The sequence below is a fragment of the Lacticaseibacillus styriensis genome, from assembly GCF_030770295.1.
In the GTDB taxonomy this organism is placed as follows: domain Bacteria; phylum Bacillota; class Bacilli; order Lactobacillales; family Lactobacillaceae; genus Lacticaseibacillus; species Lacticaseibacillus casei.
This window is the reverse complement of the sequence record NZ_CP132483.1, coordinates 1947189-1968369: the sequence shown is the minus strand read 5'-3', so window position 1 is coordinate 1968369 and position 21181 is coordinate 1947189. Positions and strand designations below refer to the sequence as shown.

Sequence of the window (21181 nt, the reverse complement as noted above, 5' to 3'; positions counted from 1 at the left end):
AAAGCGGTGCCGCAGATGGCAAACCACTTTTTACAACTAGTCATTGAAAGTGCCGTTTTCAACATCGGAAATGAACTGCTTCAGGTGCTTAAAGTAAACCGGTGCATTGTCGATCATGTGATGGTGACCGCCATTAGGAGTGGTGACCAGACGCGCATGCGGAATGACCTCGGCCATGCGTTGCGCAGCTTTTAGCGGCATGGTTTCGTGTTCGCCAAATGTCAGCAGCGTCGGTACCTTGATGTTATGGATTTGGTCGCTGATGTCCCAGTCCTTCAGCTTGCCAGTGACAACGAATTCGTTATCGCCTTGAAAAGCGTTATAAACCGGTGTTGCCATGGTGCTAATTAAATGGGAAATAGCAGGCGGCTGCTTGCGATCAACATACTCGCGGTTAAGGACATCGACATATTTTTGATATTGCGGATCGTCCCATTTGCCAGCTTTTTCGATTTTCTTCATGTATTTAACGGCTGAAGGTGGCAATGCCTCTTCGCGAACCAAGTTGATGTGCTCCACGTACTCATTGATGTTATCCACCATTGAGGAAATGATGGCACCCTTAAGATGCTGGCCGTATTTCAGCGCATATAGTTGAGTCAACGCGCCGCCCCAGCTTTGACCGATTAAGTAAAAATGATCCAAGCCCAGCTTCTTGCGCACCTCTTCGACTTCACCCAAGAAATAATCCGTGGTGAGGTACTTTTTGGCAATTTCCGGATCGGAATAGTCAGGCTGATCCGAATAAAACGATCCGAGCTGATCGTACATATGCACTTGAACACCGAGATCAGCGAGCTCTTCGCCAAAATTCTCCCAGTATTCGTGGGTGCCACCAGGGCCGCCATGCAGGCACAGCAGATGAATATCGCCTTTGCCTTGCGTGTTAGTCCACAGGTGGTAGCCGTTGTCTAAGGTCAGGATCGTTGTTCCTTGTTTCATTTGATCACCTTTTTTTCTAAGAATAATCTCATTGTACCACGTCAGGAAGCGAAAGCCTGATTGAAAATGGTTGTCGGATGGCAAAAGGTATGCGCCTTTAGGTTGGTTCACAATTCACTGTTGCAACATAAAAAACAACATGTGCGCACGAACAATGGCGGATCTTGCGCGTCTGTTTACTTTTCGTTCGCCGGAGGAAACTTGTTAAGGTTGTTAAAATAGGAGTGCCAAAGCGGAGCAATCGGAGGCCAGATGGGGCTCAGCTGTGAAATCATTGTTGGCGGTTTACCGCCTACAATGAGGCCGAGCTTCGAGACCGCGTACTTTGCGGGCTCGAAGTCGTGCCCACCACTCTAGCTTCGCGGTCGCCAGCCCTCAGCTGGCCGGAGATTGCGGAGTTTGGCGCGGCAAGGAACTTATTGCCTAAGCTTTTCTATATCGTTCAAGAAAAATGATGCCTCAACGATTTAGTTAAGCTTTTCCACCTGTGTCCGAATGTTGCGAATCAAGTGTTTGTCGCCAGAGAAGATGAGGTGATCGCCAAGATGCAGCTGGGTGTCGCCGTGCGGAGCGATGAACTTTTTGTTGCGGTAGATCTGGCTGACGGTGATGTCGTCGATGAATGGCAGGTTCTTGAGTTCGAGACCGGCAAAGCGCGAGTTGCGGATGGTCACTTCGTAAATTCCGGCAATCGTATCGTCTAGAATCTGCAGCGTCGACGGCGTTTCGATCAGGCTGCGGAGAAGGGCGATGTTGGCGTCAAGCGCATTGAAGACTTCGACGCCTTCGTCCCGCAAGCGATCATACCGATCAGTAGTGGCATCCTTGGCGGCAAACCGGGCAATGATACGCGGCACCTTTTGGGCGAGTGCCATTTTGGCAAGTGCGTAGTTGGTGTCTGCGTCGAAATCACCGAGCACGATGATGTCACAGTCAAAAGCGCCAGCCGCCTTCAGTGCATCTTCCTGATAATCGGCTAGAGAGATGGCGACTTCAGAATTATAGGTGCGGAAGTTTTCCGCCTTATCGGTAAACAGTTGGACGTCATATCGGTCCGAACTTAGATGTTGGGCGATTGGGACGGTCAACAGATTGCCACCGATAAAAGTGACGCGCGTTTTTTTGAATGTTTCCGGCTCCGGTTTGAAAAGGCGATTGAACAGAATCGGACCACTGACACAGGCAATCACAGCCGCCAGCGTGAAGGCGCCCGATTGCTGTTCCGTCACAATGCCAAGGTTGCGGCCAACGGTTAACGTCGGGATCACCAACGTAATGGTAGCACTTGATAAGAAAGTACCGGCCAATGCATTTGATACCTTGAAACGGCGGCGCAATACCGGGTAGAGGCCAATTTTGGTGATAAAGAAGCCGACTAGAACTAAGGGAATCAATGAGAGGCTTTTAGGATCGGCAATTAAGGCCTTTAAATTCAGATTGGCGCCGGTGACGATGAAGAAAATCGGGATAAAGAACCCGTAGCCAATGGATGTCAGCTTATCTTGGGTTTCCTGTCGCGGTCCGAGCAGCTTCATCACCATCCCGGCAAGAAAAGCCCCTAAAATAGATTCAGCCCCGACTTGTGAAGCAATCGTGACTAAGGTGAAGACTAAGAAGAAGGCTAGGCGAATGTCAAGTTGCGTGGTGCTTTTATCGATCGCTGCAAAAAAGCTGTAGACCCGTTTGAATCGCGCCAACAACACCAAAGCTGCCAGCAACAGTAACAGCAGCAGCCAAAGATTGCTGTCGCTACTGCCATTCACGGCGGAGTATATCGTCAAGCTAATAAGAGGAATCACTTCGCCTAAAGCTGCAATCAACAAAATCGTTTGGCCAAGCGGTTGGTGCAGCAGTTCTTTTTCTTTTAACGCCGCAATGACAACGCCGAGTGCGATCGTTGTAAAAAGGATGGTCGCAAAAATCGGATAGCTAAAGAAATGAATCAATTGCAGCAGGTAGCTAAAGCCAAGGCTGAGCAGCACTACCGTCGCAAATCCCACTGCAGCAAGTATCACGGGATTGGCTGGCTGCGGTCCTTTTGTCGTCTTAGGCTGAGGCTTGAATAAGGAAAAATCGATTTCCATCCCGGACAGGAAAATCAGGATGGTGACACCGAGTTCGCTCAACGACTGTACATTGCCGCCGGTGTGCACCCACCCCAAGAGGCTTTTGCCTAATACAATACCAACTAGAATCTCGGCTACCGCAGTCGGGATACTATTAATGTGAAAATGCGCCATGAACAGCGGGGTTACCAGAGCAGCTGTCAAGACAATTAAAAGTGAAATAGATTCCATAATGACCTCCGATCAGCGATAATGGATGAGTCAATCGTAACGAAAAGTATGGATAAATGAAAGGAATGCGTATGATACAAAATCAAAAGCCGCCACGTCAAGGAAAATCTTTCTTCAATCGTAGGGCCGTCATTGTTGGTACTTGCGTCTTAGTCGGTCTACTCATCAGCCTGCCGTTCAAACGCATTTTACTAGGCGTCGCCATCGGCCTGGCAGTAGGGTATGTGCTCGAAGCATGGACGCCGTTGTTGCGCGGAAAGTTAAAATAAAACCTGATATTAGGTGAATGTCGCTTTTGCGGCGCAGGCTCATAAGTGATAAGATGTTATAACGATTATTTGATAACCGTTAAGGAGATGATGGCGTGGTCGAGAATGAGCAGGCTAAAGAGCAGCAACATTTAGATGGCATCATGAAGGAGCTCTCCGGTGCTGAGGTTCGGCTTTCAAACGAGATGGCCAAGACCAAGACTGAAGAGAAAAGCATTAGCGACAACTTCTTCAATGATTTTTCCCTCAACTTCAGTAATGACGCGGAAACCATTGAAACGGCTGCTTCGATCCAACAACAGCAACGCGTGCTTGATGAGCGCACCAATGCATGGAAGCAAAGCGCTCAGCAACTTGCAACTGTCAAACGATTGTTGGGCAATCCGTACTTTGCCCGGATTGATTTTCAGGAAGGCCAGGAAAAGCCGGAAACAATCTACATTGGCCTTGGTTCATTTACCAATGAGGCTGGCAAGTTTCTCATTTATGACTGGCGGGCGCCGATCAGTTCCATCTACTATGATGGCGGTTTGGGCAAGGTCACTTACCAAACGCCGGACGGGCCGCAACAGGTCAATGTCTCTTTGAAACGGCAATTTGTGATTAAAAACGGTCAGATTCAGACCATGTTTGATACCACCGAGACCATCGGCGATCAAATGTTGCTGGAAGTGTTGGGCGAGAAGTCCGATACGCAGATGAAAACCATCGTCACCACCATTCAGCGCGAACAAAACCAGATCATCCGTGACACCAAAGCCGATTTGCTGTTTGTGCAAGGTGCTGCCGGTTCCGGTAAAACCAGCGCCGTTTTGCAGCGGGTCGCGTATCTGCTTTATCGGTACCGCGGCAATCTGACCAGCAGCCAGGTGATTATGTTTAGCCCGAACCAGCTTTTTTCCGACTACATCAGCAATGTGTTGCCGGAATTAGGCGAGCAGAACATGGTTCAGTTCACCTACTACCAATATGTCACGCGCCGATTGCCGCACATTGACGTCCAAAATCTCTTTTCCCAGTTCGAGCAACAATTGACGCCGGTGCAAAAGAAAATCGCCCGCGTCAAAGGTAGCCTGGATTTCTTCAATGCGGCCAAAACATACGCTACCAGCCTAGAACGTTCCGGCTTGCGCTTCCGGGATATTCGCTTCCGCGGCGAAGTGTTCTTTTCCCGCAAGCGTATCCGTGAAATTTTTTATAGTTACAACGAAAATTATCATATGGGCAATCGCCTGAACGCCACTAAAGAGCGGTTGATCAAAATGCTGAATCGGAAAATTGAATCCGAAACCAAGGCACAGTGGGTTCAAGAAGCGGTGCAGAATTTAAGCGACGAAACGATTCGCTCGATGCAACAGGATGGCCCGAAAGAATTTAAAAATAGCGATGATGAATATCGCTTTTTTGCGCGGCAGTTAGTCATGAAGGGGTTTGACGAGATTCAGCAGGATATTGTCCGGAATCGTTTCATCAACATTCGCGGCCAGTACGTCAGCTTTTTGCGGGAAGTGCCGGCGATTTATGATTTAGCGGCAGAAGGCATTTCCGAAGATGAATGGCAGGCGGAAGTCGATCACTTCATTGACGTGTTCAAGCAGCGGCAGTTGCCAATGGCCGATGCAACGCCGTACCTGCATCTTTACGACTTGATCACCGGCCGGCATGGCGAGCGCGAGATGCGGTATGTGTTTGTCGATGAAATTCAGGATTACACGCCGTATCAGCTGGCTTACCTTAAGGACAGTTTTCCACGCGCCAAGTTTACGTTGTTAGGCGATCTGAATCAGGCCATTTTCACCAAGGATGATTCACGGACGCTGATCAACGAAACCAGCAAGTTGTTTGATCCGGAGAAGACCCGGGTCGTGCAATTGACGCAAAGTTATCGGTCAACCAAGCAGGTGACGGACTTCACCAAAGCCATTTTGACCTCGGGGCAGAAAATCGTGGCCTTCAATCGCCAAGGACCGTTGCCTAAGTTGGTCGTGCGGCCTGACGAAGCGGGACTGATGACGGCGCTTAAGGAGCAGCTAAAAGTAAACAATGAAGCCAAGCAGACAACCGCGGTCATTGCCAAAACGCTCGAGGATGCCGAGGCAATTTACGACCAGATGAAAGCGGCGGGCATTAAAGTGACGCTCATCAAGTCCGAAAATCAGCGGTTAGCAGCCGGCGTGATTGTGGTACCGAGTTTCCTGGCTAAGGGACTTGAATTCGATGCCGTGGTCCTTTGGCAGGTCAACGCGGCGAACTACCACGAAGAAGACGAGCGGGAATTACTATATACGGTCGCGTCTCGGGCGATGCACCGGCTGACGATGCTTGCCAGCCCGGATGTCACACCGTTGTTGGATAAGGTTCCGGCAGATCTGTATGAGCGGGGGTAAAGTTGATGGTTAAGATGCGTGACACTTTGGCAGTTTCGAGTTATCGGGTCTTTCCCGGCATGTTAAATGCCCACAAGACACTGTTTGGCGGCCAGATTTTTACCTGGATTGATGATGTCAGTTCGATTGCGGCGCAGCGATTAGGCCGTCGCGGGTTGGCGACCGGTTCGCTTGACATGGTGCGGTTGGATGCACCGGTCACTTTAGGGGATGCGCTGATAATTAAGTGTATGGTCAGTGGCGTGGGGCACCGGTCGCTGGAAGTGTTTATTCATTTAATTGGCGAACATCTGGCGACCGGCGAACGGTTTCAAGTCGGTACGGCTTTTGCAACGTTCGTGGCGCGCCATAAAGAAGATGGCCCGCTGCCAGCGCTTGAAGCAGAGTCGGATTTCGAAAAGCGGTTGTTAGCGGGTTACGATGAGCGGCGTGCGGACTATCGCAAGATTAATGCTAGTTTTGGTGAGGTGCCTTTGGATTAGTTTGACAGACGCCGTGCCAAACTCCGAATCCGCCTGAAAACAAATTTCTAATTAAAATATTAATCGCCTGTTCTGAGAGCAATCATCTCAAACAGGCGATTTTGTTTACCTAGGTTTCCTGCCAACTATTGGCAAACCCATTTTTGCGCGGTAAAGTTAACTTTAAATCAAGCTTGTGGGCGTTGTGCAGACGAGACTATTTTGAAAGAAGGACGATTATTTTGGCAAAACGTTATGTCGGTTCGTGTACCACGGTGTTAGTAGGTAAAAAAGCTTCGATTGACGGCTCGACGATTATTGCGCGTAACGAAGACGGCGAATCACCGTTGCATCCGCAAAAGTTTGTCTATGTCAAACCTGAAGATCAGCCGCGTCAGTATCATTCCGTGCTTAGCAAGTTTTCGATTGACCTGCCTGCTGATCCGTTGGGCTATACGTCCACACCGGAAGCTGAAGATGGTCACGGCATTTGGGCTGCTGCCGGGATTAATAGCGACAATGTGGCGATGACGTCAACTGAGACGATCACGACCAACAGCCGGATTTTGGGCGTTGATCCTCTAGTGCCGGCAGGAATTGGCGAAGAAGACATGCCGACCATCGTGTTGCCGTATATTCATAGCGCACGCGAAGGCGTTCAGCGCTTGGGGAGTCTCCTTCAGCAATATGGCACTTATGAAAGCAACGGTATTGCGTTTGCTGACAAAGATGAAGTCTGGTACTTCGAAAGCATCGGCGGCCATCACTGGGCAGCAATTCGGATTCCGGACGATGCCTACGTGATCGCCCCGAACCGGTTCAACATCACTGATTTTGATTTTACCAGCGATGACACGATGAGCAGCGCGGATTTGCGTGACTTGATCGAGACGTATCACCTCAATCCGGACGCGGAAGGCTACAATTTGCGGCACATTTTCGGCTCAGCCACCATCAAAGACACCCGCTACAACAATCCACGGGCATGGTACGGCCAAAAGTACTTCAATCCGGAATTCGACACCACCCCGATTGATCAGGACCTGCCGTTCATCTGCCGCACCTCCAAAAAGATCAGCATCGAGGACGTCAAGTTTGTCGAAAGCTCACATTACGAAAATACGCCTTACGATGTTTACGGCACGACCGGCACGCCAGCGCAGAAAAAGTTGTATCGGCCGATCGGTATTAACCGCAATCAGGAACTCCACATTTTGCAGATCCGAAATGACGTGCCAGCTGCAGTCGCCGGCATTCACTGGCTGGCATTTGGGCCCAATACATTCAATGCCGTTGTGCCGTTTTATGCCAACGTGAATGACACACCAGCGGCTTATCGCGACACCGGCGATCAATTCGATGTTTCCAAAATTTACTGGCTGAGCAACCTGCTGGCAACGTTTGGCGATTACGACTTCTCTTTGTTCAAGGATCAGGAAGACGTCTTTGAACAAAAGACCGTTGCGGCTTGTCGCCATCTGCAACTGCAAACCGACAAGGCGGTTCAGGATGCCAAAAACATCCGCGAACACCTGACCACAGCAAACGAACAAATGGCTGATTTGGCCATGGCTAACAGCAACGAGCTACTGGGACAAATGGTCGCAGCTGCGGCACCGAAGATGAAATTGCAGTTTACCTTGCACGATTAATGATTGGCAGCAAAAAAGCGCTCGGGTTCGGGCGCTTTTTATTTTGCTTTAGACTTAAATGAATGGCCGCGGAATTTGGTTGGCAAAAGCATGATACATGGTAAGCGATTACTGATGACTGTTGCGTTTGCGATAGGCACGGAACAAAAGCGTCGCACGGATCAAGGCGCTTGGCATTAAGGCAATCATCAGAATGCCCATTAAAACAGACGTGCTATATTTGACTCGGAATTTTGCAACAACGAGCATCCAAAGGCCGAATCCAGTGGCCCCGATGCAGACGATTGCCAATGACAAATACCATATCCAGTACCAGATCGGGCGCGGGTGATGTTTGAAGCTGGGGAAGAGAAAGAACATAAACAAGATGGAAGCGACAAAGCTAATGATTTGACGCATCGGGTAGTATCTCCTTAATGTTAACCATTCAGCCAATTAAAGTTCCTGATAAGGTTTTTCTGCTTTAATTTTAGCATCTCGCTGTCGACGGATCGTGCGTCGGTAGCCGAAAAAATCGATCAGCGCATGGCCAGCTGGGAAACCGCCTGCTGCTAGGAACAACAAGCCGCCAAATAGTGGTACTGTATTAAACGAATCCGTCAGTAAATGCAATAAAAGCCAAATACCAAAACCGGCAATGAATCCACTGACTGCTAGCGTTAGCAAAATCCGAAATAAATTAAATTTAGGCGATGATTCGAGATCGAATTCTGGCCAAAAAATCGGAATGAGAATGATCTCGAGTAACGGTTCCAAAATAATAGAAAGAAATTCAAACATAGCAACCCTCCGATGGTAGTGAGCGTAAGCCGGCGCGTTCAGAATCCGGGGAGTTCATGATGGCACCAAACATGAACTAATTGCTTTAATTGTGGGCAACCTTTTCCCGGCTGTCAAGCAAAACCGATTGGCCGAAATAACCGGTCGTTTCTATGCTAAAATAAAAGCATTAAACGCAAGGACACGGTAAGTTATGCAATCCGAAATGAATTTTTATAAGTTTGATCGGGCAGAATGGTCCCAGTTCCACTCGCAAAATTTTACCAGCGTAACCGATGCCGAGTTGGCGCAGTTACGTTCATTGAACGATGAAATCAGTCTTGATGATGTCAAAACCATTTATTCACCATTGCGCCACCTGATTCATATTCGCTATGAGGATTACCTAGGCGACATGTTTACCTTGAGCCGCTTTTTGGGGATGCAGCGCAATCCGCACACGCCGTTTATCATCGGCATCGCCGGTTCGGTGGCAGTCGGCAAAAGTACGACCGCGCGCCTGCTTCAGTTGCTACTGAGCCGAGCATATCCGGACAAGCGCGTCCAACAAATCACCACGGATGGTTTCCTCTATCCCAATGCCGAACTGGAACGACGCGGCATTTTGGATCGAAAAGGGTTCCCCGAAAGCTATGACATGCAGCTGCTGATTCACTTTATGAACAACGTCAAAAATGCTAGCGGCGTGGTGCGGGCCCCGAAGTACAGTCACCAGATTTACGATATTGTGCCTAATGAGTATGAGGTCATCGACCGGCCGGATATTCTTATTGTGGAAGGCATCAACGTCTTACAGCTGCCTAGCAAGCAACCGATTTATGTCAGTGATTATTTTGACTTTTCAATCTATGTCGACGCCGATCCAACCTTGATTGAACAGTGGTATCTGGAGCGCTTCGGCATTTTGCTGGACACAGCCTTCACGGATCCAAGCAATTACTACTATCAATACGCCATCGGAAATCGCAAGGACGCTTTTGACATGGCACGGAAAGTCTGGCGGGATGTCAACCTTAAGAACCTGAATGAATACATCCTGCCCACTAAAAATCGGGCGGACATCATTTTGCATAAAACGACCGGCCACAAAATCGATCAGGTCGCATTACGAAAATGGTAACGGTGGGCGCATGCCTTTTTTCAAAAATCGGGTGCAACTTGCCAGACAATCTGGCATTAACTCGGCCAATCACGCGGCGGCTTCGCAATTTCTTAGATGAGAGGCTTCTCACTCACGATTGACCAGCCTATGAAAACTCTGTAAAATTAGTGCATTCAAACAAGGGAGTGTGGCGGACTGTGGCAAATGACCAGAACAAGGATTACGACAAGATCATCGTCCTCGATTATGGCAGTCAATATAATCAGTTAATCACCCGGCGAATCCGGGAATTTGGTATCTACTCTGAATTAAAGCCTCATACCATCACGGCGGCAGAAGTTAAAGAAATTGCGCCAAAAGGGATTATCTTCTCAGGCGGCCCCAACAGTGTGTATGACAAAGGCGCGCTTGGCGTTGACGAAGACATCTTTAAACTCGGCATTCCGATTCTGGGCGTCTGTTATGGCATGCAGCTGATGGCGCAGCGGCTCGGTGGGGATGTTGAACCGGCCGACAACCGCGAATACGGCAAGGCCGACATTGAAGTGACCGACGACAGCGCCAAGCTATTCCGTGACCTGCCAAAAGATCAAACCGTCTGGATGAGCCACGGCGACTTGGTAACCCGTGTACCAGATGGCTTCCGTAGCACGGCCACTAGCGTTAATTGCCCGATCAGCGCTATGGATGACGACGACCGCAAATTCTACGGTATCCAGTTCCACGCCGAAGTGCAAAACACCCAGTACGGCCACGAGATTCTGCATCATTTTGCCTTCGACGTCTGCCACGCCGAAGCCAACTGGAGCATGGACGATTTCATCACCAAGCAAATCGCCAAAATCCGGGCCGAAGTCGGCGACAAACGCGTTCTGCTAGGCCTCTCCGGCGGGGTTGATTCTTCGGTTGTCGGCGTTCTACTGCACAAAGCAATCGGTAAGCAATTGACCAGCATCTTCGTGGACCACGGTCTACTTCGTAAAGGCGAAGCCGAACAGGTCATGGACAGCCTCAAAGGCAAGTTTGGCCTCAACATCATCAAGGTTGACGCCAAAGATCGTTTCCTCAATGATCTAAAAGGCGTTACCGATCCCGAAAAGAAACGCAAAATCATCGGTCGCGACTTTATCGAAGTTTTCAATGAAGAAGCCGCCAAGCTCAACGGCATCGAATTCCTCGCCCAAGGCACGCTCTACACCGACGTCGTGGAATCCGGCACCGACACCGCCCAAACGATCAAGTCCCATCACAACGTCGGCGGCCTACCAAAAGACCTCAAGTTCAAGCTCATCGAACCGCTCAACAAACTCTTCAAAGATGAAGTCCGCGAACTCGGCGAAAAGCTCGGCATGCCACACGCACTAGTATGGCGCCAACCATTCCCAGGCCCGGGCCTCGGCATCCGCGTTATCGGCGAGGTTACTGAAGATAAGCTGGAAATCGTCCGCGATTCCGATTATATCTTGCGGGAAGAAATTGCTAAGCACGGCTTGGATAAGGATATTTGGCAATACTTCACGGTGTTGCCAGGTTTCCGTTCCGTCGGCGTCATGGGCGACGGCCGAACCTACGACTACACCATCGGCATCCGCGCCATCACCTCCATCGACGGCATGACCGCCGACTTCGCCCGAATCGATTGGGATGTGTTACAGGAGATTTCAAGTCGGATTGTTAATGAGGTGAAGCACGTTAATCGGGTTGTGTATGATATTACGTCGAAGCCGCCGGCAACGATTGAGTGGGAATGACCGGTACAAAATTTAAATGAATTTGGCTGAAGCTCAATGATGAAAATCGTTGGTGCTTCAGCTTTTTTCTAGTCCTGCCCGATAATTTTTCCGTTTTCTCACTTTGGATGACTGTTTTCTAAATAAGCATTGGGCACCTCTTTACAAACGTACGTTCGGATTGCATCTAAAAATAAAGGCCCTCGAGAGGCCATTAAAAGTTAAAGCATAATTGTTGTAGAATCATGGTTGAAGCGAATCAACAACAGAGGTAATTTTGTCCTTGTATTGAACAAGATCAATCGGATGAACAAACTCAATGTTCTCTTTCTCTTCATTGTTCAGGACAATCCAATTTCTATTTTTCCTAAAGTAAACCCGCAGAATCCATTTTCTGATGTTGTCATCGAGAAGAACGTTAAAATAACTTTTATTGTCACGGTAGAAGATGCGTCCCTCATCAAGCTGGTCACGAAGAATTATCTTGACGGCTGTATATGCTTCAATTTCAGCTGGTGTTGTGACGATCTCATTTTCTTCAGATTTCTCGCCATCGTCTTCACTTTCTTTTTGCTCTGAGGACGGTTCAGCCCGAGTAACCGTTGAGCTTACAGAAGTGTTAAGTGCGGAGCTAAGTTTGTCATTAACTTCTTCTTGAATTGCTTGTGCGAATCCTGCCTGAATAATTGGGGTGAACTGTTCGATGTTTGCTTGCGTAGCTCGTTGATTAAAGACCTTAGAGAGAATAAACCGAACATATTCTTCGTCTACTGACTTCAACTGGCTAGTTAAATAATCACGGAATTGGTTCGTATATTTTAGTTGGGATGCAGATGAAGAGATGCTTTCTTCATCGAAGTTATCCTTAGTGAACCTAAATAATTCAGCAATCTGACTGTCACGCAATTGGCTGAGATGAATCGTCAGAAACGGCTCCGAATCCATCTTGTTCTCTTTATCCAAGTCAGTGAAGAAACGGTACTCATCACCGTTTGATAGGATACCGAATTTAGCATCTGTGGTGCCAAAGTATCTAAATAATTGGGAATCGTGATTATTTAATCCCTCGTTTATTGCCTTGCACTCAACAAGAATCTGGAGCTTGCCATTTATTACAATGGCATAGTCAACCTTTTCACCCTTTTTAATGCCTACATCAGCCGTATATTCTGGAATAAACTCAAGAGGATTGAATATGTCATAGCCCAAAGCTTGGAAAAAAGGCATGATAAGTGAATTTTTGGTTGCCTCTTCAGTCTTTAAACTGTCCTTTAATTGATCGACACGTTTTGAAACGTTCTTTATCTTTTGTGAAAACTCGTCTTTTTCCATAATTTCCTCCAAAGTTCTGTCTTCGATATTCGTCCCTGATATTCGTTTAAAAATCCAATTAAAAGAGTATTGCTTAGAGTTTGGTTCGTTTATGTTTATTAAATGGTCCCTCCAATGTCCGGATCTTAGACTCTTCTTTCTAAAGTGGCAGTTGCATAAGCTTAGTCAAGGTATCCGTCCGTTGTACCCGTTAAATGTACCGCGTTTCGCGCCGAGGGACACCAAGCTGGCCAAGTGTGGGATCAAATTTCATTGGATTAGTTTTCAAACCCTTCAAGATCAAGTTTACCATAAACGTGTTGGACTTGGCGTAAACTTTAACTATGACGTATTGTTTAGATATAGCTTTGTAATAGCATATGATGCTACAATGCACTTGCACGCAAAACTGGCTAAAGAATTGTTGAGTCTCAACACTACGCAGATTGAATTGCAAGCGGTTCAACGGCATCCAGAGATCGGATTTGAAGCAGACCAGCGGTATCAGACATTGAGAGTATTGGGAGCGAAACATTATGGTGTCAAAGTGTGGAGACTTCAAAAAACAAAAGTTCAACGAATATCCTATCGATGATCGTTGGTGGGTTAAGATAGCAGAGCATCCAGAACACGCTCACGATGGAAAATCGATGGACGACATAGCAAAAAAACTTTGGGAGATAAACCTGACCCAGAGCCATTTGAAGCAGAATCTCATACAAAGATGTGAGTTTTTCTAACACCACTGTCCTGAGTAAATCGTTAAACTGTTTTTTTGCCCAGATTGGTGTCGTACCACGTAAATCAAACGTAAGAAGTTGAAGAATCTTCAGCTTTTTTGATGAACAGGTTAGCAATGCGATGACGTTACAAGTCAGTGATGTCAATATTTTAAAGAGCCAGGCCATTTCAATCGGACTACTACTAAGGTGATAGTTCCAGAGAGGAGCTAGAAGCGGTAACAGGTTAATTTTTCGGTTTGTAGAAAATGCATAAAGACGCCAAGGATCTTGGAACTGTGTTGTTGAGCAGGAGCAAGCCATGAAGAAATAACCAAACGAGAAGATGCTAATCTAGTCATAGTGAAGCTTGACTACAAGACCGAGGTGGCCTCAATCCAGGCTGATGCGTCGAATAACAGAGCAGTACATGGTGTACTAAACATGAATAGGATTATTTTTGACAAGAATGGCAAGGCCGATGGATCTTGATGAGCAAATCACTTTAACGCGCGGCAATTTGGATCCGAAATCGGCACTAGGTAGCAATGGTGTAGTGAGGCCACATTGCAGCACTCCCAAAATGCATTGTCACATTGAACAGAAACAACCACAATGACAGCACGAGACTTGAATTAAAAAGCTGGAGCACCAACGATACAAATCGTTGAGGCTCCAGCTTTTTCGTTGCACGTCTTTTTAAAAATCAGAAAGTCTTGTTTAAATATTGCGTTTTGTATTGCAAAAAATAGTGCATGATGTAAAATTTGAGAGCAGGATGGTGTAACGTTTGTCATTCGTTGTTTTTGCTGTCGTCCATGTTATCGAGAGCATATTCACAAGCTTGAATGACAAATCCTGAGAAAGTGACACCTTCACCTTCGATGGCCTTTTCAATTTTCCCAACAAGCTCAAGGGGAAAGCGAATTGTTTTATTTTCGGTTTCTTTACGATCCGGGCGAATTTTGAAAGTCATTCTTATATCACCTCCTGCAAGATAATTGTAGGAAATGACCGTGAATAAATATGCATTGCGTTTAGCAATATATATGCAATGCGATGGAAAGGGGGGCGTAAGCATTTAAGAAACTTGTGTCGGTTGATGGAGGCAAAAATCGCAATGGTTGGGGAAGGAATTAATCAGTATGAAAGTCAAGGAGCTATTTCAAAAACATCGGAAGTTATTCATTGCTGCCATTATTGGCGTTATGGTTGTGTTTGGTATTTTTAAATTTATTGCAAGTCAGCCGGCAAATGTTTTGTCTTATATTTCACCTAAATTTGAAGGATACAATGGCTATGGAACGGTGAGTTACGATAGCGATCAGGTGTCAAAGAAAATTAAAACTATTGTGTTGACTAAAAATGGCATTTCGCAAAATGATGCCGAGGCAATTATCAATGACCATGTACCAAGCAAGTTTCTAACAGATATCAAAGAAATGAATAAACTTGCAGATGCAAAGAAACAATTGGATAGCATCAAGATTTCTTTTGATAAAGAGTCAAGCTTGTCTAATGGCGACACAGTTAAGTTAACTGTGGATGCCACGAAGGATTTGCCTATTAAAGGGGGAACTAAGACTTTTAAGGTTTCCGGGTTAAAGCAGACGAAGAGCTATACGCTTAAAGACGTGATTGGTAATTATAAGCCAACGTTTTCAGGTATTGATGGATTTGGAGAACTAAAATCTAATCAGAATACAAAAGGTCGCTTGTCAGTTGCTCATGATGAGAACCTGAAGAATGGTGATCAAGTCGAAGTTAAATTGTCTTCTACTTACCAAAATGAACAGCTTAACAAAGGTCGAGTATTATCTGGCCCTAATCATGTCAACTTTAAGGTCACAGGTCTAAAACCCGTATCTGCCGTGACGGACTGGGAAAAACTTAAGTCTAGCGTTTTGTCTGATGCTCAAGCCGAACACAAATCGGGAGATATCTTTAAGTACGATCTTAAGCCGGTCGCAACTTATGTCAGCGTCGAAGATAATTATTTGTCGACAGTTGCCATTGGTGGCGCATACGAAAAGGTCCCGAAATCAGCAAAATACATCAGTTTTGTGACTGTCGTAAAAATCACGCAGACTGCTGGAAGTGATGCTCCAAAGGTTATGTACCAAAATTATGGCTACAATAGTCTGCCTTATTACGGGGGTAAACTACATGCCGAAGATCTTGATCAATTTAAATATTCCAAATATTTTGGGTCTTGGCAGAAGACTGAGAAAGATGCGGTATCCGACTTTAGATACAGTCATGCCAATGCTCAAGAATTAAAGCTATAAAAAGTATCGCCAGAGTCACAAATGGCCACAAAGCCTGAAAGTGTATTGAAAACAGAATGGAAAAGCCTAAAGGGCTGGGAGGAAGTAAAATGTTTGATTTTTCTGTGAGTTTATTATTTTTTTGGATAAAGGGTCATCTTGAAGTCGACGGTCGTTTTATTAAGACTAAGATTCCGAATGTTATTCTGTGGTTTATTCCATTAGGCGCTGAGGAAGATACCGTTCCTTTGAAAAATGTCTCAAATCTGCGGACTAGTACGAAATATCGTGTATTTCCAATCATTCTTGGCGCCATCCTGGTCTTAAGCGCGTTAGGTTCGCTTGGCACGTCATTTATCGGTGCACTCATCATTGCCTTGATTGGGGTTGGAATTTTTGGCACTGGTATTCAAAAGACGTTGAGTTTTGACAAATCTGGGTCGGTTCAAGTTATCTCAGTTCCTTTTTATGAAAGTAACACATTAGTGGCTATGAAGAACAAAATCGTTGCTGCACTTTCTGATGATACGGATAAGACCGATTTGAATTTGTACTTTGACAAGAAATCAACAAGCGTGAAGTAACGCATAGACAAGCTTGCCAATAAAGTTCCAAATGTGAATCTTTTTAAAACCTTGATATAACCCATAGACATAACTTTTGGAAGTAAAGCACCTGATTTAATTGTGACGCTGGGGAGCCATAACAATTTTGGAGGAAGCAAAAATGAGGGCAAAAAATAATCTCGTAAAGGGCGCATTGTACACAGGTGTGGCAATGGCTACGTTATTTTCAACTCAGTTGGGTAACGAGCAAGTGGTGAGGGCAAGTACACAAGATTCGGGTACGCAGAACACATCGACTGATCAGGTATCAGTCCAAAAGACCGGTGACAACAACACGCAACCAAAGAATGCGCAAGAATATGACAAGAACGTTGCGATAGCGCAGGATCAGCTGGACCAAGCCAATCAAGAAGCAAAGACCAAACAGGAACAGGCTGAAAATGCGAAAAACGATCTTGCAGCCAAACAGGCCGAAATTGAACAGGCCCAAAAGGATGCTGAGGCAGCTGAGCAGGCAGCAGATGCAGCGAGCCAGGCTACCAAAGACGCTCAGGCTAAGATCGATGAAACGCAGAAAAAGAGTGATGCGCTGCCAGCGACACAAGAGGATGCTCAGAAACAGGCTGACAAAACTAAAGACGACTTGGCCGCAAGCGAGCAAAAAGTAAACGAGCAACAAAATCAGTTTAATGTGGCACAGGATCAGGTAAACGCTGCAGACAAACAACAGCAAACAGCACAGTCAGCTGTTGATGCGGCTAATAATAAGGTGACCAGTGACGAGCAAGCTGCAAATGCAGCAAACGATGCGGTAGATAAGGCGCAACAGGATGTTAATAGCCATCAAGTTACCGAAGATGCCCAGGCTAAAGCTGTGGCAGCGGCAAAAGACAAACTAGCGCAAAACGCCGCTGATCAAGCCGCACTTAATCAAAAGATTGCCGAAGCAGAAAAAGAAAAGGCGGCAGCGGAAGCACCGCAATCAGTGGTTGATTTTTCGCAGGATTATTCCAATATCTTGTTGGATTCTAAGTTTACAGGCGAGCAACATATTGTTCAACCAATGCCAGAGAATCAGCAGTACGTACCAAATATGGATAATGTGCGCACTTACTTCACACAGTATCTTAATCAGTTACGCGCCTTGAATGGCCAGCCACCCATTCAAATGTCAGAATCTATGACTGAAGTGGCTCAGAAATATGCAGATATGCAAACTCCGGGCAATATCCAACATTATGGTTCTCCATATTTTGAAAATGTAGGACAAGTGGGCGGCGTTCTATCTGATAAGGAATTTGCTTATGATCTTTTGACAGGGTGGTATGATGAAACCAATAATCTCTATCCCGCAGGTAATAGCAAACACTATGGACATCGTGCAAACTTGCTATACACTGCTGGTAGTTTTGGTATCGCCTATAATCCTGCAGCGGGTGCCGCCACTTTTGAGGCTGATGGTTTTGGTATGACAAGTGCGCAAAGCAAATTATGGAGCAGTCTGTTTTATAGCAAAGGAAGTTCAGACACCAAAGCCCTGCCAAACTTCATCTTTGACTATACTGTTGAGAAACCAGCAGATCAGGCTAAAGTTGATGCTCTCGGCGTTCAGATCAACCAAATGAATGCTCAGTTAGATACGCTGGTTAAAGATGGCAAAGTATTGGAGAATAACGTCAAAACTGAACAAGTAGCTTTGAATACCTTGCATGATGATGGTGCTAAGCTCAACCAAGCGTTGAACTATGCAACGGCTGCAAAGACTAGGGCTGATGCTCAGTTGGAAACTAGCCGTCAGGACCTTACTAACGCGCAAGCATCCTTGGCAAGTAGCACAGATGCTGTAACAAAAGCCCATGCACAGTTAGATAGTGCGAAGGCTGATTTGCTGAAAGCACGGCAAGATGCTGACGCTGCTAAAACACGCGCTGACGATGCTGCTAAGACCGTTCAATCACTTAGCAGCATGAAAGCAGCACTGGCAAATGACCTGGCTAATGCTAAAGACGAACTGCGTGCAGCCCAGTTGGATAGTGCTGACAAGCAGCAAGCTCTAGTTGCCGCACAAGACAAGCTTGCCTCCTTGGAAGCGGGATTACCTGCTCTCAAGACAAATCTCAGCAAAGCCCAAGCAGAATTTGCAACAGCTCTGTTGTCTGTTCATGATGCAGAAGCCAATTTGGAACAAGTCAAAGCCAACAAGTCTGCTGACATGATTCAGGCTGAAAAGGAAGCTCAGGAAAAAGCAGAACAGCAGAAGAAACAAGAGGAACAGCGGAAACAAGAAGAAAAGAAGAAACAAGAGGAGCAACAGCGCAAGGAAGCTGAGGAGAAAGCCAAAGGTCAGCAAAACAAGACAGATAAAGGAACTGGCCAAGGAACGACAAAGCCGCAACCACTTGATGTCAAAACGAAGACTGATGAGGGTCAACATCTTAAACCGCTCGCGGCGAAACCAGCAACATCTGTCACGACTGAGAAGTCATATCCACAAACTGGCGATACTAACTCATTGGTAAGCGTGGTTGTTGGGTTGTTCATTACCTTGTTCTCAATGATGGCGCTTTTGTTTAAATCCAAGAAAGCTTAATGAAGTGACACAAAAAGAGGATCGCATCGGATCCTCTTTTGCGTTCTTTAAGACGGTTTTTACAAGTATTTATTTGATTTAAGAAAAAGGAATACGAATTTAAGAAAGTGGAGCGTAAGTTCTTAGAGAGGCCGCTGAAAAACTCAATAAAGGCAGGCATCATATCAGTTAAGAAAAGCTGAGAGAATGCCGCAATCATCGACTGACGGAGATGTGCGGTATAATTTAACTAGGTTGAAGAAAATTTTTTGGGAGGTGCACCAATGTTCCGGGACAAATTTCAAATCACGCCAGACCAAAATAGACGTTTTGCCAGAGCCAACTTTGTTAAGCTTGTGCACACCGACGCTCGGTTTGAAGGCGTCAACACAACGCTGCCTCAAACGCAGACAATCATGGATGGACTGGGTGTCAACGGTGTGCCAATTGATGACATCAACGTGATTGTGCAACTCAAACGGGGTTGGCAATATATCACCACGGATGATCAACCCCTCTCGCTTGAGGTGGAACGCCATATCAACAAAATCGTCGCGTTACATGACTCACTGGATCCCGGTCATTTTCGCACGGGTGATAGCACAGTCCAAATCAGTAGCAAAGAAGACTTTGTGCCACCGAATGTTGACGTTGCCGCTGAAGAAAAGTGGTTGACAGACTTGCTCAATGATGCTGCCATGAGTGTCACTGAGCGGGCGTTAAGATTGCTGTATCACAACATGCGCGGGCAACTTTTCTGGGACGGAAACAAGCGCACTGCTATGTTAACGGCTAATAAGTTGATGATTGACCATGGTGTTGGCCTTATCAACGTACCGCTTGATAAATGGCCGGACTGGAATAATCTCATCAGTCAATATTATCGCAGTGGAGATATGACCGAAATATTGGCCTGGACCTATACGAATGGCATCCAAGGTATCAACCTTTAAAATGTCCGACTTGCTTTGGTACTAAGACCGCAGCACCAAAAAGCCTACCCCCTAAAATTCAGGAGGCTGCTGAAAAACTCAATAAAGACAGGCATCATATCAGTCAAGAAAAGCTGGTATCATGCCTGTCTTTTGATATACTTTGTCTAACACGGTGAGGAAAATGCTTAAACATCAATTTAAACTGCCTGTGAGCCGTTATTCCGCTTTATATGATATTTCGATTCCCAAAGATGATGAACTGTGACGGCTCCAAGTAACCCAAGCTTTTCGAGACACTGCTAAGTTGCGGTATCGGATTGAAGCGAAGAATGCCGAACTCAAAACCAAACATGGTATGCGAAAACGCGAAGCACCAAGCTTTTTTAAAAGCAGGGTCATTAAACTCTTTTAGTTATTACTGAGAGCTTTTTGATAGCATATATTGATATTTTGGTTAACTAGGCGTGTACTGAGTTCATGGAAAATCCTAAGTTCGAGTTTTACACGCGTCCAAGCGGGCATAATGAACTCCAAGAATTCTCAGACAACTTGAAATCGTTGGAATCGTTGGAGACGCAGGTCACTATAATTGCCAAGACGCAGAAGTTTGGCTTACAAGTGGCGGCGCGGCAAATGTGGATCAAAAAAATCTCTGATGGCATCTTAGAGCTTCAGACAACGGGATCGAATATCCAGCGAGGCTTGTACTTTCACACTGAAGGCTCTCATTATGTGATTACGCATGGATTCACAAAGAAGACGCAGAAGACGCCGGTGTCTGAACTTAATCATGCCAAAGAACTCATGACAGAATACTACGATAATTTAGGAGGTAAGTAACATGGTAAAGGACATTCTTTTTGACGATTATCTCGTTGAACAACTTAAAGATCCTGAGTTCAAGGCTGGGTTTGATGCCGAATCTGTCAAACTTGAGAGTGCAGTGGCATTAGTGAACGCGCGTGAACGCGCTGGATTGACGCAACGGGAACTGGCAGAGCGAGCGCATGTTCCACAGTCAACAATTGCACGAATTGAACACGGCCAGAATACTAGCTTCGATACCATGAGCAAAATTGCCTTTGCACTCGGCAAGAAACTCAAAGTTGAATTCACTTAAGGTATAGAGATGTCCCACTGTTTGTGAGCGTCATTTTTCGGAACTCTCGAGACTGGCTCTTTTGTTTAAATGCG

18 protein-coding genes are annotated in these 21181 nt (G+C 46.2%); 12 read left to right on the top strand and 6 right to left on the bottom strand.

Translation table 11 applies throughout. The features are described from left to right. Positions 1-36: 36 nt before the first annotated feature. Both LACSTY_RS09415 and LACSTY_RS09410 read right to left on the bottom strand, forming a co-directional pair. Positions 37-942: a proline-specific peptidase family protein gene (locus tag LACSTY_RS09415; RefSeq protein WP_087912449.1), complete on the bottom strand. Its 906-nt coding sequence runs from the start codon at positions 940-942 to the stop codon at positions 37-39. Positions 943-1409: 467 nt separating this feature from the next. Beyond that, positions 1410-3239 carry a monovalent cation:proton antiporter family protein gene (locus LACSTY_RS09410; RefSeq protein ID WP_087912448.1) on the bottom strand — a complete coding sequence of 610 codons (1830 nt, stop codon included), beginning with the start codon at positions 3237-3239 and terminating at the stop codon, positions 1410-1412. A 71-nt stretch (positions 3240-3310) separates the two neighbouring features. On the opposite strand from LACSTY_RS09410, the gene LACSTY_RS09405 reads away from it, so the two are divergent. The 4 genes from LACSTY_RS09405 to LACSTY_RS09390 all read left to right on the top strand — a co-directional run bounded on the left by LACSTY_RS09405 (position 3311) and on the right by LACSTY_RS09390 (position 8008). Continuing rightward, complete coding sequence (locus tag LACSTY_RS09405) at positions 3311-3508, top strand: hypothetical protein (protein WP_047105674.1); 198 nt, start codon at positions 3311-3313, stop codon at positions 3506-3508. A gap of 95 nt (positions 3509-3603) precedes the next feature. Further along, positions 3604-5895: an RNA polymerase recycling motor HelD gene (helD, locus tag LACSTY_RS09400; protein WP_087912447.1), complete on the top strand. Its 2292-nt coding sequence runs from the start codon at positions 3604-3606 to the stop codon at positions 5893-5895. Between the two features lie 5 nt (positions 5896-5900). Next, positions 5901-6377 carry an acyl-CoA thioesterase gene (locus tag LACSTY_RS09395; RefSeq protein WP_025013450.1) on the top strand — a complete coding sequence of 159 codons (477 nt, stop codon included), beginning with the start codon at positions 5901-5903 and terminating at the stop codon, positions 6375-6377. 221 nt (positions 6378-6598) lie between these two features. Continuing rightward, positions 6599-8008: a C69 family dipeptidase gene (locus LACSTY_RS09390; protein ID WP_087912446.1), complete on the top strand. Its 1410-nt coding sequence runs from the start codon at positions 6599-6601 to the stop codon at positions 8006-8008. Positions 8009-8116: 108 nt separating this feature from the next. On the opposite strand, the gene LACSTY_RS09385 is transcribed toward LACSTY_RS09390, so the two are convergent. Both LACSTY_RS09385 and LACSTY_RS09380 read right to left on the bottom strand, forming a co-directional pair. Continuing rightward, positions 8117-8407: a hypothetical protein gene (locus LACSTY_RS09385; protein ID WP_087912445.1), complete on the bottom strand. Its 291-nt coding sequence runs from the start codon at positions 8405-8407 to the stop codon at positions 8117-8119. Positions 8408-8443: 36 nt separating this feature from the next. Continuing rightward, a complete protein-coding gene (locus LACSTY_RS09380) occupies positions 8444-8788 on the bottom strand; it encodes a hypothetical protein (RefSeq protein WP_087912444.1) in 345 nt (114 codons plus the stop codon). A 193-nt stretch (positions 8789-8981) separates the two neighbouring features. Between LACSTY_RS09380 and coaA the strand changes: the two genes are divergently transcribed. Both coaA and guaA read left to right on the top strand, forming a co-directional pair. After that, positions 8982-9908, top strand: coding sequence for a type I pantothenate kinase (gene coaA / locus LACSTY_RS09375; RefSeq protein WP_087912443.1), 927 nt, complete (start codon positions 8982-8984; stop codon positions 9906-9908). A 179-nt stretch (positions 9909-10087) separates the two neighbouring features. Next, complete coding sequence (guaA, locus tag LACSTY_RS09370) at positions 10088-11641, top strand: glutamine-hydrolyzing GMP synthase (protein WP_087912442.1); 1554 nt, start codon at positions 10088-10090, stop codon at positions 11639-11641. Positions 11642-11863: 222 nt separating this feature from the next. Here guaA and LACSTY_RS09365 read toward each other — a convergent pair whose 3' ends face one another. Both LACSTY_RS09365 and LACSTY_RS09360 read right to left on the bottom strand, forming a co-directional pair. Beyond that, a complete protein-coding gene (locus LACSTY_RS09365) occupies positions 11864-12952 on the bottom strand; it encodes a type I restriction endonuclease (protein ID WP_087912441.1) in 1089 nt (362 codons plus the stop codon). Between the two features lie 1491 nt (positions 12953-14443). Further along, positions 14444-14626, bottom strand: a complete 183-nt coding sequence (locus LACSTY_RS09360) for a YlcI/YnfO family protein (RefSeq protein WP_087912439.1) — start codon at positions 14624-14626, stop codon at positions 14444-14446. A gap of 169 nt (positions 14627-14795) precedes the next feature. Here LACSTY_RS09360 and LACSTY_RS09355 point away from each other — a divergent pair, with 169 nt between their 5' ends. The 6 genes from LACSTY_RS09355 to LACSTY_RS09330 all read left to right on the top strand — a co-directional run bounded on the left by LACSTY_RS09355 (position 14796) and on the right by LACSTY_RS09330 (position 21107). Continuing rightward, positions 14796-15938 (top strand): hypothetical protein, encoded by a 1143-nt coding sequence (locus LACSTY_RS09355; protein ID WP_087912438.1) that lies wholly within the window; start codon positions 14796-14798, stop codon positions 15936-15938. 89 nt (positions 15939-16027) lie between these two features. Further along, the gene (locus tag LACSTY_RS09350; RefSeq protein WP_087912437.1) at positions 16028-16501 is read left to right on the top strand and encodes a hypothetical protein; all 474 of its coding nucleotides are present in this window, start codon (positions 16028-16030) and stop codon (positions 16499-16501) included. A gap of 142 nt (positions 16502-16643) precedes the next feature. Next, positions 16644-19073 (top strand): CAP domain-containing protein, encoded by a 2430-nt coding sequence (locus tag LACSTY_RS09345; RefSeq protein WP_087912436.1) that lies wholly within the window; start codon positions 16644-16646, stop codon positions 19071-19073. Positions 19074-19336: 263 nt separating this feature from the next. After that, complete coding sequence (locus LACSTY_RS09340; RefSeq protein WP_087912435.1) at positions 19337-20005, top strand: Fic family protein; 669 nt, start codon at positions 19337-19339, stop codon at positions 20003-20005. 459 nt (positions 20006-20464) lie between these two features. Beyond that, entirely contained in the window at positions 20465-20827 is a 363-nt protein-coding gene (locus LACSTY_RS09335) for a type II toxin-antitoxin system RelE/ParE family toxin (RefSeq protein WP_087912434.1), read from the top strand. A 1-nt stretch (position 20828) separates the two neighbouring features. Continuing rightward, positions 20829-21107 (top strand): helix-turn-helix domain-containing protein, encoded by a 279-nt coding sequence (locus tag LACSTY_RS09330; RefSeq protein ID WP_087912433.1) that lies wholly within the window; start codon positions 20829-20831, stop codon positions 21105-21107. Positions 21108-21181: the final 74 nt, after the last annotated feature.